The organism is Tenacibaculum sp. MAR_2009_124 (assembly GCF_900105455.1).
Taxonomy (GTDB): Bacteria; Bacteroidota; Bacteroidia; order Flavobacteriales; family Flavobacteriaceae; genus Polaribacter.
In genome coordinates this window covers 118,378-135,240 of the sequence record NZ_FNSF01000005.1, presented here as the reverse complement: position 1 = coordinate 135,240, position 16,863 = coordinate 118,378, and the positions used below count along the sequence as shown (strand labels likewise).

8 protein-coding genes are annotated in these 16,863 nt (G+C 32.9%); all 8 read left to right on the top strand.

Annotated elements, in window-relative coordinates:
• Nucleotides 1–62: 62 nt before the first annotated feature.
• The 8 genes from BLW23_RS11475 to BLW23_RS23680 all read left to right on the top strand — a co-directional run bounded on the left by BLW23_RS11475 (nt 63) and on the right by BLW23_RS23680 (nt 16,841).
• The gene (locus BLW23_RS11475; protein WP_093669962.1) at nt 63–3,359 is read left to right on the top strand and encodes a VCBS repeat-containing protein; all 3,297 of its coding nucleotides are present in this window, start codon (nt 63–65) and stop codon (nt 3,357–3,359) included.
• A gap of 6 nt (nt 3,360–3,365) precedes the next feature.
• Complete coding sequence (locus BLW23_RS11470) at nt 3,366–6,701, top strand: VCBS repeat-containing protein (RefSeq protein WP_093669960.1); 3,336 nt, start codon at nt 3,366–3,368, stop codon at nt 6,699–6,701.
• Nucleotides 6,694–9,942 (top strand): VCBS repeat-containing protein, encoded by a 3,249-nt coding sequence (locus tag BLW23_RS11465; protein ID WP_093669958.1) that lies wholly within the window; start codon nt 6,694–6,696, stop codon nt 9,940–9,942. Before BLW23_RS11470 ends, BLW23_RS11465 begins: the two co-directional genes overlap by 8 nt.
• Nucleotide 9,943: 1 nt before the next feature.
• Entirely contained in the window at nt 9,944–11,275 is a 1,332-nt protein-coding gene (locus BLW23_RS11460; RefSeq protein ID WP_093669956.1) for a vanadium-dependent haloperoxidase, read from the top strand.
• Nucleotides 11,276–11,336: 61 nt separating this feature from the next.
• Nucleotides 11,337–12,227: a GyrI-like domain-containing protein gene (locus BLW23_RS11455; protein ID WP_093669954.1), complete on the top strand. Its 891-nt coding sequence runs from the start codon at nt 11,337–11,339 to the stop codon at nt 12,225–12,227.
• Nucleotides 12,228–12,396: 169 nt separating this feature from the next.
• Nucleotides 12,397–14,529: a glycoside hydrolase family 97 protein gene (locus BLW23_RS11450; protein WP_093669952.1), complete on the top strand. Its 2,133-nt coding sequence runs from the start codon at nt 12,397–12,399 to the stop codon at nt 14,527–14,529.
• 24 nt (nt 14,530–14,553) lie between these two features.
• The gene (locus tag BLW23_RS11445) at nt 14,554–15,282 is read left to right on the top strand and encodes an MIP/aquaporin family protein (RefSeq protein WP_093669950.1); all 729 of its coding nucleotides are present in this window, start codon (nt 14,554–14,556) and stop codon (nt 15,280–15,282) included.
• A gap of 11 nt (nt 15,283–15,293) precedes the next feature.
• Complete coding sequence (locus BLW23_RS23680; protein ID WP_093669948.1) at nt 15,294–16,841, top strand: MFS transporter; 1,548 nt, start codon at nt 15,294–15,296, stop codon at nt 16,839–16,841.
• The last annotated feature ends 22 nt before the right edge of the window (nt 16,842–16,863 follow it).

The following is a 16,863-nucleotide window of genomic DNA, read 5'->3' as shown; positions in this document are numbered from 1 at the left end:
GTATAAGCCCTCTTTAATTTTTTAAATCTTATTTGTTGAAAAACTTCATATTTTTTCCAATTATGAAAAGTTTTTTGCTGTTTGTTTTATTGTTTTTACTACTACTCTCTTGTAAAAAAGAAAGTGCACTATTTATTACTTTAAAAAGTAGGGATACAAGTATTGATTTTCAGAACAATATTGAAAATAGCAAGGAGTTAAATATTTTAAACTATCTCTATTTCTATAATGGCGCTGGAGTAGCTTCAGGCGACTTTAATAATGATGGCTATGCAGATTTATACTTTGTAAGTAATCAGTTTTCTGATAAATTGTACCTTAATTTAGGAGATTTTAGTTTTAAAAATATAACAGAGAAATCAGGAGTAAAGAATAATACTCCATGGACTACTGGAGTAACTACTGTTGATATAAACAACGACGGACTTTTAGATATATATGTTTGTAAAATAGGAAAGCATCTTTCTGTTTCGGGAAGAAATTTGTTATTTGTGAACCAAGGTGTTGACGAAAAAGGGATTCCTTTTTTTAAAGAAGAAGCTTTGTTGTATAATCTAAACATTAAGTCGTTCGCTACACAATCGGTGTTTTTTGATTATGACAGAGATGGAGATTTAGATATGTTTTTATTGAACCATTCGTTATATCCGAATAGTAATTATAACCGAGGTAGTTCCAGAAATTTAATAGACGATGTTTCTGGAGATAAACTTTTTGAAAACATTGAAGGGAAGTATTTTGACGTATCAGCGAAAGCTGGAATTTTTCAAGGAAAGATTGGGTATGGATTAGGAGTTTCAGTAGGAGACATTAACAACGACGGATACCCTGATATTTATGTCGGTAATGATTTTTTCGAGAATGATTACCTCTATTTAAATAACCAAGACAAAACCTTTAAAGAGATTATTTCTGAAAATAAGAGAAAACTTGGGCACACGTCGCATTATTCTATGGGAAATGCAATAGCAGATTTAAACAATGATGAAAACTTGGATATTATTTCTCTCGATATGCTTCCAGAAGATCTTAAAACCTACAAAACGTCAGGATTAGAGTATCCATATCAAACCTACGAGTATTATTTAAAAAACGGATATACTCCTCAGTTTATGCAAAACACTTTGCATTATAATAATGGAAATACAACTTTTAGCGAAACGGCTTATTTAAGTGGAATAGCAGCAACGGAATGGTCATGGAGTCCGATAGTAGGTGATTTTGATAACGATGGTTTCAAAGATCTATACATAACCAACGGTATTTTAGGAGCAACGAATGATATGGACTTCATTAACTTTATATCGGATAATGAAATTCAAAAACAATTAGCAACAGAAAGTTCACAAAAAAATGTTGAGCTTTCTAAAAATATACCCGAAAAGAAAGTACAAAACTATTTTTATCAAAATAAAAGAAACCGAAGTTTTGAAAATGTAACAATGAAATGGGGAGATCATCCGGATTCATTTAGTAATGGAGGTATTGCAGTGGATTTAGATAATGACGGAGATTTGGATTTAGTGATTAACAATGTAAATGAACAAGCATATTTACTTAAAAATACAACAAACGAAACTTTAAGAAACAACTACCTTTCTATTGAATTAAAAGGTGGAGCAAAAAATACTTTTGGTATTGGAGCCAAATTAAAAGCATATATAAAAGACCAGGTAATTACTGAGGAAAATTATACGACTAAAGGATATCTTTCTGCAACGCAACCAAAGATTCATTTAGGTTTAGGAGAAAACCAATCAATTGATTCGTTACGTGTAATTTGGAGCAATGGAGTTTCTCAAACACTTAAAAATATAAAAAGTAATCAAACTATTAAACTTTTTGAAAAAGATGCTTTAATTAACGATTCAATAGAAAACTTAAAGGAAGAGAAAACATTTTTAGTGAGTCATGATTCCCTATTAGAATTTAAGCATTACGATAGACAGTCTATTGAATTTAATAGAGATCCTTTGATTCCTTTTGCGAGCACGAATTTGGGACCCGATGCAGCAATTACTGATATAAATAAGGATGGAACAGATGATGTTTTTATCTGTGGAGGTAAGTTACAACCCAGTAAATTATTTATTCAAAACTTAGAGGGGGACTTTACTTCTATACAAGATTCAATTTTTCAAATAAGTGCTAAAAGTGAAGATATAAAGGCCATTTTTTTTAATGCTAATACTGATACATATAAAGATTTACTTGTAGTTAGTGGAGGAAATGAATTTCGTAAAGGAAAACCATTACAACCAAGATTATATATAAATAAACAAGGTGTCTTTGAAGAAGATAAAACCCAGTTTAAAGAATTGGAAATTAACGCATCTTCGGTTCAATCAATAGATATTGATAATGATGGAGATGAAGATGTTTGTATTACAGCAAACCTTGTTCCTTGGGAATTTGGGAAATCTCCAAAACAATTTATTTATAAAAATGATGGTAGAGGAAATTTTCAAGAGGTTACGAGAAAAATGAGTACTGAATTTCAAAAAATAGGTAATGTTCAGGATATTTTATGGATTGATGTAAATAATGATACATTTTTAGATGCCATTCTCGTAGGAAAATGGATGCCTGTGAGTATTTTTTTAAATGATGGCAAAAGGCTATCACTTCAGAGTCAAAATGGATTAGAGAAAACTCATGGTTGGTGGAATACAGTAAAAGCTGCTGATTTTGACAATGATGGAGATATTGATATTGTTGCTGGTAATTGGGGACTAAATACAAGATTAAAGCCTTCTGTAAAGGAGCCTGTAACGTTATATAGAAACGATTTTGATAGCAATGCGAAAGTAGATCCAGTAATTACCCATTTTCATGATGAGAAAGAGACTGTATTGGTTTCAAAAGATATATTGTCTTCTCAGTTACCTTTTCTAAATAAAAAGTATTTGTATTACAAGGATTTTGCGGAAGCTAATTTTACAGATTTACTTTCACAAGAAAAAATTAATGAAGCAGAGAAGAAGTATGTTTTTCAGCTAGCCAGTTGCTACTTCGAAAATAAAGGAGATGGTACATTTAAAAAACACCAATTACCTTTTGCTGCTCAAGTTTCCTCAGTGAATGATATAGAAATTAAAGACTTTAATAATGATGGGTTTTTAGACCTATTCCTTGTAGGGAATAATTATCATATTAATACCCAGTTAGGTAAGTTAGATGCTTTACATGGGGTAATTTTAATGAATGATAAAAATGGTTTTTTTAAAGAAGAATTAAATCATAAATTTAATGTGGCGGGAGATGCTCGAAATATTGATAAATTAAAAATTAAAGACAGTCACTATTTCTTGATTTCACGAAATAATGATACCCCTGTTTTTTTAAAAATAAATGACTAAACTTTTATGCTAAACAAAATCGCTTTAACCATTGTTGCATGTGTTTTTCTAAGTTCCTGTAGTAAAAATGAGAAGAAACATGAAATAAAAGATAAAACATTATTTACACTATTGCCTTCTGAAGAGACAGGAGTTGATTTTATAAACAAAGTCAAAAATCAAAAAGATTTCAACATCTTTAAGTATAGAAATTTCTATAACGGTGGAGGAGTTGCTATTGGTGATATTAATAACGATGGTCTTCCTGATATTTATTTAACAGGAAACATGGTAACGAATAAACTCTATTTAAATAAAGGGAATTGGGAGTTTGAAGATATTTCTAAAAGTGCGGGAATCGAAGGGAATAAACCATGGTCTACAGGTGTTGTGATGGTCGATATTAATCAAGATGGTTTGTTGGATATTTACGTCAGTAACGCAGGAAACTTAAAGGGTGATAATCATGATAATGATTTGTATATAAATAATGGTAATTTAACCTTTACTGAAAAGGCGGCTGAGTATAATTTGGCGAAAACAGGATTTTCAACACATGCCACTTTCTTTGATTACGATAAAGACGGTGATTTAGATGCTTATATTTTAAATAATAGCAATATCCCAGTAAGTAGTTTAGGCTATGCAGAACAACGTGAAAAGCGAGCGCAAGATTGGGAAAATGTCCCTCATATTTTCAGAGGAGTAGGTGATATGTTATTGCGTAATGATGGAGGGAAGTTTGTTGATGTTAGTGAAGACGCTGGTATTTACGGAAGCTTAATTGGTTTTGGGCTTGGAGTGATGATTACCGATATAAATGGTGATTTGTATCCTGATATTTATGTTTCCAACGATTTTTACGAAAGAGATTATTTATACTTAAATAATCAAGATGGAACCTTTAAAGAAGATATTAAAAATTGGATATCGCATTTAAGTTTGTCTGCAATGGGGGTAGATATTGCCGATATAAATAACGATGGAAATGCCGATGTGTTTATTACCGATATGTTGCCAGAAGCTGAAAAAAGAATAAAATCAGTAATGGAGTTTGAAAACTATAACATATTCAAGCTAAAACAAAGTAAAGACTTCTCACAGCAGTATATTCAAAATACCTTACAATTAAACAATGGAAACCAAACCTTTTCTGAGGTGGCCTATTTTAGTGGAGTGGCGAAAACAGACTGGAGTTGGGCAGGTCTTTTATTTGATATGGACAATGATGGTTACCGAGATATTTTTGTAACCAATGGAATTAATCATGATTTAACGGATTTAGATTTTGTTGATTTTTTCGCGAATGAAATCATTCAAAAAATGGCTTTAACAGGCAGAAAGCAAGCGATAGATTCAATCATTAATAAAATGCCAATAAAGCCTCAACCCAATTATGCGTTTAAAAATAATGGAGACATAACTTTTAAAAATGCGAACAAAGAATGGGGATTTGAAATTCCAAGTATGTCCAATGGAGTTGCTTATGGAGATTTGGATAATGATGGAGATCTTGATTTAATAGTTAATAATGTAAACATGAAAACTTTTGTTTACAAAAACAATACTGACGAGCTTACCGATAATAATCATATCAAATTAAAACTTGAAGGAAAACCAGTAAATAAGTTTGCTATCGGTAGTACCGTGAAATTATATTATGATGATAAAGTTTATTTTCAAGAACTGATTCCTTCAAGAGGGTTTCAATCTTCTATGGATTATGGAATGACAATTGGTTTAGGAAAGGCAAAAAAAATTGATTCTTTACGTGTCATTTGGCCAGATGATAAAACGCAATTATTGACTAATCTTGATGTGAATACTACCTTGTCATTAAAGCAAACGGAAGCAACTGAACTTCATAAACCTTTTGATAAGACACAGAAAAAAACATTGATTTCAGAGGTGAAAAATACAAACCTTGAAAAACATATTGAAAACAGTTATTCAGATTTTGATTATGAAGGTTTAATTAACAAAATGCTATCACAGGAAGGCCCCGCGCTGGCAGTTGGAGATGTAAATAATGACGGAAATGAAGACTTTTACATTGGTGGAGGTAAGAAACAAGCGGGAACCTTATACCTAAACTTAGGAGATGGAAAAACGAAAAAATCAAGTCAAAACGTATTTATAACCGATGCTCTTTATGAAGATACTGCCGCAAGTTTTTTTGATGCCAATGGTGATGGTTTTATCGATTTAATGATAGGTTCTGGTGGAAATGAAGTTGGGCAGTCCAAAAATTACAACGTTCGATTATATATGAACGATGGAAAAGGTAACTTTAATTCAACACAACCATTACCTTCTTTAAGAAAGAATATTTCTGTAATAGCACCAACTGATTTTGACAATGATGGTGACATTGATGTGTTTGTAGGATCTAGAAGTGTAGTGGGGACCTATGGAGTAAATCCGAATCACCAATTCTTGGAAAATAATGGTGACGGAACGTTTGAAGAGGTTTCTGAAAAAGTAGCTTATGAAGTTCGAAATGCAGGCATGATTACAAGTGCAGTTTGGGTTGATACTGATGGAGATAATATTAAAGATTTAGTAACAACTTCAGAGTGGGATACTCCGAAAATATATAAGAATAATGGGAGGCGACTTATAAAACAAAAGACGTCATTAGATAATTTATATGGAATGTGGAATGCACTTGAGGCTGTGGATTTAGATAATGATGGTGATTTAGATTTTGTTTTTGGTAATCAAGGAAGCAATACTTTTCATAAAGCATCAGAGAAAGCCCCTTTAAAATTATGGATCAATGACTTTGATAATAACGGAACCATTGAGCAAATCCTAACCAAACAACAAGATGGTAAAGATTACCCAGTTCACATGAAAAAGGAATTAACAGCTCAATTAGTATCTCTTAAAAAACAGAATCTAAAAGCTTCCGAATATGCTGGTAAATCAATTGACGAATTATTTCCGAAAGAAATATTCGATAAATCCATAGTAAAGAAAATGTCAATTTCTGAAACGATTATAGCGGTAAACAACGGAGAAGGAAAATTCAGTATTAAAAAATTACCAAGTAATGTACAGTTTTCTTGCGTCTGCGGAATTATCTGTAAAGACCTTAACAATGATGGAAACATTGATATTTTAACTGCTGGTAATAATTTTGAGTTTAAACCTCAATACTCTAGGCTAGATGCAAATTTTGGAAGTGTTTTGCTAGGAGATGGTAAACTTGACTTTGATTGGCAAGATTACAACAAGAGTGGATTTGTTATTAAAAATGAGGTCAAACATTTAAAAACGATTAACGATAAAAATGGTAAAACTTTTATTGTTGCTGCCGTAAATAATGACACTCCAAAAATATTCTCTATAAATGAATAAGTACGGTACAATCATACTTGGGGTCGTTTTTCTATTCTTTGGATGTACAAAAGAAGCAGATTTATTGTTTAAAACACCTGCATCTCAAGATACAGGATTAACTTTTGTAAATACTTTAAAAGAAACCGATGATGTTAATATTCTCGGGTACTTATATTTCTATAATGGAGGAGGTGTTGCTTTAGGTGATATCAATAACGACGGATTGTTAGATGTTTTTCTGTCGGGAAATCAAGTAAAGAATAAGCTGTTTATAAACAAAGGAAATTTACGATTTGAAGACATAACAGAAAAGGCAGGTGTTGCTGGAAATAGTTCTTGGAATACTGGAGCCGTAATGGGAGATGTAAATGGTGATGGTTTATTGGATATATATGTTTGTGCGGTTGTGGGAGTCAATGGATTTTATGGCTACAATGAATTGTATATTAATAATGGCGATGAAACATTTACAGAAAGTGCACAGAAATATAAACTAGATTTTGATTCTTATAGCTCCTCGGCGGCTTTTCTCGACTACGATTTAGACGGTGATTTAGATATCTATTTATTAAACCACGCGATTCATACACCAGAATCTTTTGGAAAGGCAGAACTAAGAAATAAAAGAAACTATCAAACAGGAGATAAATTACTTCGAAATGATGGTGGAATATTTACAGATGTTAGTGAAGAAGCTGGAATTTATGGAGGCATAAACGGGTATGGCTTGGGAGTTACTATTTCTGATTTTAATCAGGATGGTTATCCAGATATCTATGTGGGAAATGACTTTCATGAAGATGATTATTATTATTTAAATAATGGAGACGGAACCTTTTTTGAAAAATTAAAAGAGTATTTCGGTCATATATCGCGTTTCTCTATGGGGAATGATGTTGCTGATATTAATCATGATGGTTATCCAGATATTATTTCCTTGGATATGTTACCAGAAGATGAGGTTGTCTTAAAAACGTCCGAAGGAGATGATAATGTGCAGGTTCAAAAAATGAGAATTAATAATTTTGGTTATCACTATCAATTTACAAGAAATATGCTCTATGTAAATCAAGCGAATAATCCTTATTTGGAAACAGCTTTATTGAGCGGAGTGTCCGCGACAGATTGGAGTTGGAGTAGTTTGTTTGCTGACTATGATCAAGATGGAGAACAAGATTTATTTATAGCTAATGGAATTCCAAAGAGACCTAATGACCTAGATTATATAAAGTTTGTGTCAAGTGATCAGATTCAAAACAAAATTGATAATACGAAGTTGGTAGATAAAGAAGCCTTGGAAATGATGCCGTCTGGAGCGGTTCAGAATTACATTTTTAAAGGTTCAAAAGATTTGAAATTTGAAGATAAATCTAAGATTTGGATTCCTAATAAAAAAACAGTTTCTAGTGCATCAGCGATGGGTGATTTGGATAATGATGGTGATCTTGATTTGGTAGTTAGTAATTTGAATGAGGAAGTTGCCCTTTATATAAATCAAACGAATCAGAAAGCCAATTATCTGCAGTTAAGTTTTAAGTATCATAAGTCCAATTCATATGGAATTGGAACAAAAGTATATTCCTATTCAAAAGGGAAATTACAATATAAAGAGTTGTATACAGTTCGCGGTTTTCAAGCATCTTCCGAACCAATAATTCATTTCGGATACGGGCAAGATCTAACAATAGATTCTCTTAAAATTGTTTGGCCAAATAAAACATATCAAGTTTTAAAAGAAGTAGCCGTAAATCAGAAGTTAGAAATAAGTCCTGAAAATACTGTAGCCATTAAAATTGATTCTGCATCTAGTAATCCGCACATTTTATTTGAAAGAATAGAAAATAATTTAGGAATTGATTTTATACATAAAGAAGATAATTATATTGATTTTACTCGACAAAAGTTAATTCCTTATCAAGTATCAGATCGAGGCCCTGCCACGGCTATTGGCGATTTAAACGATGATGGTAAAGAAGATGTTTATTTCGGAGGTTCTAAATTTAAATCAGGAAAAGTATTTGTTCAAAAAGATACTTGTTTTGTAGAAGAACAGGTTCCTTCTTTAACGGAAGATGTTAAGAAAGAAGATGTGGTCGCTATTATTTCTGACTTTAATAATGATCACAAAAGCGATATGGTTATAGGTACTGGTGGCGGCGATTTTTTCAAGAAAATGAAGCCATTATTAGATAGCTATTATCAACAAACCGAAAATGGTTTTACTAAACAGAATTTTCCTGAGTTTTTCGAGAATGCTTCTGTGATAGAGGCTTGTGATTACGATAAAGATGGGGATTTAGATCTTTTCATTGGAAGTAATTCTGTTTCGAACGACTTCGGAGCAATGCCCAATTCCTTTATTTTAAAAAATACCAATGGAGAATTTTCACTACTTGAAAAACAACCTTTTCAAAATGCAGGAATGATTACCGATGCTCTTTGGGATGATTTTGATTCAGATGGAAACATGGATTTAATCGTTGTTGGGGAATGGATGAACCCAAAGTTCTTTAGAAATATAAATGGAAGTTTTAAAGAAGAGAAAAAGGTGGATAATTTAAAAGGGTTATGGCAGCAAATTGCCCCTTTTGATATTGATAATGATGGAGATATTGATTACATATTGGGTAATTGGGGTACAAATTCGAAATTTAAAGCCTCAGTAAAACATCCATTACGAATGTATTATGCCGATTTTGATAAAAATGGAAGTACCGAAACTATTGTATGCAACTACAAAAATGGTGATTATTATCCACTATTAGGTTTAGATGAGTTAGCTAGTCAAATAGTTAGTTTAAGAAAAAAATTCACAACCTATAAGAGTTTTGCAGGTAAGCCGATAGAAGGCATTTTTGAAAGTTCAGTTTTAAACAAGGCCCAAGTTTTAGAAGTGCATACATTGGCTTCTGGTTATCTTAAAAATGAAGGTAGTTCTTTTGTTTTTGTGCCGTTTCAGAACGAACTTCAAGTAGCACCAATTTTTTCATTCTTAGAATATGATTTCGATCAAAACGGAGAGAGCGAAATACTTGCAGGAGGTAATTATTTTGGAGTCAGTCCATTTCATGGACGATTCGATTCATTTCCAGGAGCAATGATCTATGCTGAAAATAAAATAAGTTTAGGAAATGTGCTTGGTCTAGAATTTAGTAGAAAGGCAGTGAAAAACTTACAAATAATATCATTAAACGAAGTGCCTTATTTGTTAACAACCATAAACAACGATAAGGTTCAAGTGTATAAATTAACCAAATAAAATGAAGCAAAAACAGTATAAATTTTTATTCCTAATACCATTTCTTGTGTTCAGTCAAGCATGCAAGAAAAATACAGAACCTATTCAGGTAACAACAGATAATTTTCATCAATCAGTTGATAAGGTTATCGAAATTATGGTTCACGATATTTTTTCACCTCCAGTAGCGAGTAGGGTTTTTGCTTATCCGAATATTGCGGCTTACGAAATCATTGCCCAAAATGATAGTACGTATAATTCTTTAAGTGATCAGATACAACATTTTGAAGGAATACCGAAAGCACAAAAGAAAGTTAATTATCCGTTAGCTGCTTTAATAGCCCATATAGACTTGAGTAAAGAACTGATTTTTTCTGAACAAAAAATGGATGAATATCGCGATAGTTTATATTCAGTTTGGAATGCAAAAAATGAAAAAGAGTTTGAAGATGCCAAAGAATATGGTTTAAAAGTATCTGAGTATGTTTCTAATTGGATGAATAAAGATAACTATGCTCAAACCAGAACGATGTCGAAATATGTAGTAGATTCTGATATTGAAAGTAGGTGGCAACCTACGCCTCCATCATATATGGATGGTTTAGAACCTCACTGGAATAAAATACGAACATTTGTTTTGGATTCGGCAGCGCAATTCAAACCTGTTCCTCCACCAGCTTTTTCAATGGACAAAGGTTCTGATTTTTATAAGGAATTGAAAGAAGTATATGATATTAGTTTACAGTTGGATGAGGAAGGTGATAGTTCAAAAAAAATCGAAATCGCTCAGTTTTGGGATTGTAACCCTTATGTTTCTGTAACGAGAGGGCATTTAATGTTTGCGATAAAAAAAATAACACCTGGAGCTCATTGGATTGGGATAGTGAAAATTGCTACTAAGAAAAGCCAATCAGATTTTAACGAGACAATTTATGCTTATACCAAAACATCGATAGCAATTGCCGATGCCTTTATAAGTTGCTGGGATGAAAAGTATAGGAGTAATTTGGTGAGACCAGAAACCTTAATTAACAAATATTTTAATGATGAATGGAAGCCGATATTACAAACTCCTCCATTTCCAGAATATACAAGTGGGCATTCTGTAGTTTCTGGTGCGGCTTCAACGGTTTTAACTTCAATTTTTGGAGACGACTTTAATTTTAAAGATGATACAGAAACACCTTATGGATTGCCAATTAGATCGTTTCCTTCATTTAAAGCCGCAGCAGATGAAGCGGCTATTAGCAGAATGTATGGAGGAATTCACTATAGAGCAGCGGTTGAAATCGGTGTAGGACAGGGGAGAAAGGTCGGAGATTTAGTTGTTGAGAACCTTAAAATGATGAACTAATAGAGAGTTAAAGAGATTTGATTCTCTTGAAAAAAGAATAATATAAAATAAAACCAATCTTGTGAAGAAAATATGGGGACTTGTTGCAATGCTGTTACTAGCAGGTTTGCTTTGGTATTTATTAATCAAACCTTACGATTATCTAGTTACGTTCAAGGTAAAAACAACTACTGGAACGATTAATCAATCACTAAAATCTTGGAACAAAACTCTAAAAGATAATTCATCATTAGAACAAATAGAATTAGGTCATTTATTACAGAAAGTATCTACAAAGGATTCGCTGTTTACATTTGATTGGAATATGGAACGACTGAATGATTCTATTTCAAAGGTCAAAATATATGTAACTGATGAAAATAATAGTATTCAGAATAAAATAGCAATTCCTTTTACGAATACAAATTTTGAAAAGAGAGTAAAAAAAACAGTAAGTGATTTTTTTAATGGATTAACAAAGCATTTGTCAGAAATTAAAGTGTCAGAAGTTCAAAAAAGTAATTTAAAAGAAACTTACTGCGCTTATGTAAATATTAAAGGAAGGCAACATGAAAAGGCTTTTGGAATGATGAAGTATTACTCTTTTTTAAGTGGTTTTCTAAATAAAAATAACATTGATTATAACGGTCTTCCATTTGTTGAAATTAAGTATTGGGATATTGAAAAGGATAGTATACATTTCAATTTTTGCTTTCCTATCATAAAAAATGATTCTTTACCTAATCACCCAGAAATTCAATACAAACAGAACAAAAGTGTAAATGCCTTAAAGGTAATTTACAATGGAAATTACATAACATCGGATAGAGCTTGGTATAAACTTTTGAATTATGCAGAGAGAAATAAAATAACGATTTCTCGAAAACCAGTTGAAATTTTTCATAATAACCCCAATTATGGAGGTGATGCGTTACGCTGGAAAACAGAAGTATACATGCCTATCGAAAATTAACTCATACCAATTGAATTTTGAAATGTCGTATAAATAAATTTAGACAATAAACACAGTCATAGCTATAGCTACAGCTACAGGTTTATTCTTTAACAACAATCAAACCATATAGAAACAATTTATATGCGTCATATTAAGGTTGAAATGGTATTAACTAACACTTGAAATTATGAGACTCTATTATTTTTACTTTATGTACTTTCTTTTGATAGCATCATGTAATCAAAAAGAAGAAGTCTTACGGATAAAGTCACCTGATAACACTATTGAGGTAACCTTTAATTTAAATAAAAAAGGTGAGCCTTATTACAAAGTATTCAAAGAAAACAAAACTGTAATTGATTCTTCAGGAATTGGTTTTGAATTTAAAACACAAGCACCGTTAAAATCTAATTTTAAAATAGCGGAGGCAAGCATAACTAAAGTTGATGATACTTGGCAAATGCCTTGGGGAGAGCAGTTGGATGTGCGTAATACTTATAATGAATTGAAAATTCTATTAGAAGAACAGTCAGAAACAAAAAGACAGTTGGTTGTGAATTTTAGAGTTTTTGATGATGGAATAGGATTTCGATATGAATTTCCTGAGCAGGAAAACGCAAAAGAACTTATCATTACTGATGAAAATACCGAATTTAATTTAACTGGCGATCATACGACGTGGTGGATTCCTGGAGATTGGGATATTTACGAACATCTATATACGGAATCGAAATTTTCAGAGATTGACGCATTGTCAAAAAGGAATCATCCCAATTTAAGTGCTAGCTATATTCCAGAGAATGCAGTAAATACTCCAGTAACTTTAAAAACAAATAATGGGCTTTACCTTAGTTTTCATGAAGCAGATTTAACTGATTATTCAGGGATGACTTTGAAAGTGGATAAAGAAAATACCGCTTTTGTGAGTGAGTTAGTAGGATCAAAAAATTTAGAAGCGAAGGCAAAAATAACCGTACCCTTCAAGACCCCATGGAGAACAATTCAAATCTCAGAAAAAGCTGGAGATTTAATTGAATCAAATCTTATAGTTAACTTAAATGATCCGAATGCTATTGGTGACGTCAGTTATTTTACACCAATGAAATATGTTGGTATTTGGTGGGAAATGCATATTGGAAAGTCGACCTGGGATTTTGAAGCAAGTCAAGACATGACTACTTATGTTGAAGGAAATGCTAGTTCTAAAAGCCACGGAGCAACGACGGAAAACGCTAAGAAGTTGATTGACTTTGCTTCGGGTAATAATATCAAAGGAATGTTAGTTGAAGGATGGAATACTGGGTGGAGTCAATGGTTAAGTGGGAATCGCGAAGGTATTTTTGATTTCATGACTCCTTATCCGGATTACAATTTTGATGAAGTGATGCAATATGCTCAGGAAAAAGGAATAGAAATAATTATGCATCATGAAACATCATCGGCTCCAAGAACTTATGAAAAACAAATGGAAGTTGCTTACAATTTCATGAAAAAACATGGAATTAACTCAGTAAAAACAGGATATGTAGGAACTATCTTCCCGAAAGGAGAATATCATCATGGACAATGGATGGTGAATCATTATCATAAAGTATTAGAAGAAGCTGCTAAAAAGAAAATAGCAGTAAATGCGCATGAACCAATTAAAGGAACTGGTAAGAGAAGAACGTATCCAAACGCTATAGCGAGAGAAGGACTAAGAGGGCAAGAATTTAATGCTTGGGCAAGTGATGGAGGAAACCCTCCAAATCATTTACCAACAGTTGCTTTTACTAGAATGTTAAGCGGCCCGATTGATTTTACACCAGGTGTATTTAATATTAAGTTTGACGAATATAGAAAAGGAAATCAGGTAAATACAACATTGGCGCATCAATTAGCTTTATATGTTGTAATTAATAGTCCAATTCAAATGGCTTGCGATCTTCCAGAGCATTATTTAAAAGAAGGGAAAATTCATCCAATGTTTCAATTTATTAGTGATGTAGGAGTAAATTGGAAAGAGACTAAGGTGTTAAATGGTGAAGTAGGAGATTTTGTAACGATTGCTAGAAAAGAAAGGGAAACAGAGAATTGGTTTATTGGAGGAATTAATAACGAAGAAGCCCGAAAAGTAACATTAACGTTCGATTTCCTTGATAAAGGTGTTACTTATAAAGGAACAATTTATAAAGATGGAGAAAAAGCCCATTGGAATGATAATCCCCAAGATTATAAAATTGAAGAGATAGAGTTAACCGCAGAAAAATCATTAGACTTATCAATGGCTTCTGGAGGAGGATTTGCAATTTCACTGAAAAGGAAAAATACCCAGAATTAACATGTCAAATTAAACAGTTTTATTATGAGTGTTTTTGTAGCTGAATCAATCGGAACATTTTTACTGATCTTACTCGGAAATGGCGTGGTAGCCAATGTGGTTCTAAAAGGAACAAAATTCGGTGGAAATGATGCTTGGATAGTTATTACAACTGCATGGGCATTTGCGGTTTATGTTGGAGTAGTGGTAGCGGGGTCTTCAAGTGGAGCACATTTAAACCCTGCGGTAACTATTAGCTTCGCAATTCTTGAAAAAATAAGTTGGGCAGTTGTTCCAACTTATATAGGAGCGCAACTTCTAGGAGCTTTTTTAGGAGCTTTAACGGTTTACCTATTTTACATACAACATTATCGTATTACGGAATCTCATGATGATAAATTGGTAACTTTTTCAACGATCCCAGCGATACGACATAACCTACATAATTTTATATCAGAGTGTATTGGAACGTTTGTGCTCATTTTTGTGATTTTATATATAACAGGGGCGTCATTCGAATTTAATAATACAGAAATTCCAATTGGTTTAGGAAGTATTGGAGCATTGCCCGTAGCAATACTAGTTTGGGGTATTGGATTAAGTTTGGGAGGAACAACTGGGTATGCTATAAACCCTGCGAGAGACTTAGGCCCTAGATTAGCTCATACAATTATTTATAAAGGCAAGAGTAATTGGAATTATGCATGGATTCCTGTTTTGGGACCTATTACAGGAAGTGTTTTGGCTGCCTTTCTTTATTTACTAATCTTTTAAAACAACTGAAAATGATAACAAAACCTAAACTTTCCTTTTGGCAAATATGGAATATGAATGTCGGTTTTTTCGGAATTCAATTTAGTTTCGGGTTGCAGCAATCGGCAGTAAATCCTATTTTTGAATTCTTAGGAGCTCATCATGATGAATTACCATTATTGAATTTAGCAGGACCTGTAACAGGATTGTTAATTCAGCCAATTATTGGAGCTATTTCAGATAAAACCTGGTCTCCTAAATATGGACGACGAAAACCATTTTTTTTAATAGGAGCCATCTTGGCAAGTTTGTGTTTATTGGCCTTCCCTTTTAGTCCCGAATTATGGTTTGCTGTCGGACTACTTTGGATTTTAGATGCTGCAAATAATACAGCGATGGAACCATATAGAGCTTTTGTAGGAGATAAATTACCAGACAATCAATTAACGTTTGGATACCAAATGCAGAGTCTGTTTGTGGGGGCTGGAATTACAATTGCCAACTTTTCATTATTCTTGTTTCAAGGATGGTTTAGTGATTCGGGAGGAAATGAGACGTTGCACGCAATTCCTACTTGGGTATATTATTCTTTTTTCTTAGGAGCTATAGCTTCTATTGGAACCGTATTGTGGTCGGTGATGAAAACACCCGAAATTCCTCCTTCTGAAGAGGAATTGAAGGAGATAGAGAAGTTTAATGAAGGCAAGCCGCATCCATTTATTCAGGTGTTAAGCGCATTATTTATTGTGTTGTCAGCTCCTCTATTGCTAGGTTTGGGTTTTGCCTATCTCTTTCCCTACCTATTTGTAAATTTTAATTTGTTAGTAGTGATAATGCTAGGCATTGCATTTATGTGGCTTTATTTTTTATATCGATTGATAAAGAAAAATCCCGAAAACGATACCTTTAGAAAGTTTGGAGATTTATTAATGCCTTTACTGGAAGCTGCTGAAGCAATAGCCGATATGCCGAAGTTTATGTGGAAACTATCTGGTGTGTATTTTTTTCAATGGTACGCACTATTTATTTATTGGCAATTTATCTCTCCCATGTTGAAACATTCTATTTCAGGAAATAGTGATAGCGATGCTCTGGCTCAAGTAGGGCTAATGAATGGAACATATAACTTCGTAACCATGATCGTGGCTTTAGCTTTGGTTCCGCTTGCGAGTAAGTTCGGGTCGAAGAAAGTATATGTTTTGAGTTTGTTTTTATCAGCCTTGTCAATGCTTTCCTTACCTTTTATTCAGCATCAATACTTATTACTCATACCAATGATTTTATTAGGAATTGGATGGGCAGCAATGATGGGGATTCCTTATGCCATGGTGTCAAAAGTAATTCCAGCTACGAGGCGAGGGGTATACATGGGAATTGTGAATATGATGATTGTTATTCCTATGCTTATTGAAACTGTAAGTTTTGGACCTATTGTAAAATATGCTCTAAATGATAGCCCAATCAATGCGATTGTATTTGCGGGAGTGTTTTTCGCCATTTCAGGAGTATTAGCCCTGCGTTTAAAAGAACCGAAAGACTCTGAAAAGGGAATCGAAGTTCCTCCTATTGCAGGTCATTAATTTATAGATTTAATCAATTCAT

Bases quoted from the DNA above. Each gene is read 5' to 3' on its own strand.
- BLW23_RS11460 (WP_093669956.1), top strand. From the start codon at position 9,944: ATGAAGCAAAAACAGTATAAATTTTTATTCCTAATACCATTTCTTGTG.
- BLW23_RS11450 (WP_093669952.1), top strand. From the start codon at position 12,397: ATGAGACTCTATTATTTTTACTTTATGTACTTTCTTTTGATAGCATCA.
- BLW23_RS11465 (WP_093669958.1), top strand. From the start codon at position 6,694: ATGAATAAGTACGGTACAATCATACTTGGGGTCGTTTTTCTATTCTTT.
- BLW23_RS11470 (WP_093669960.1), top strand. From the start codon at position 3,366: ATGCTAAACAAAATCGCTTTAACCATTGTTGCATGTGTTTTTCTAAGT.
- BLW23_RS11445 (WP_093669950.1), top strand. From the start codon at position 14,554: ATGAGTGTTTTTGTAGCTGAATCAATCGGAACATTTTTACTGATCTTA.
- BLW23_RS23680 (WP_093669948.1), top strand. From the start codon at position 15,294: ATGATAACAAAACCTAAACTTTCCTTTTGGCAAATATGGAATATGAAT.
- BLW23_RS11475 (WP_093669962.1), top strand. From the start codon at position 63: ATGAAAAGTTTTTTGCTGTTTGTTTTATTGTTTTTACTACTACTCTCT.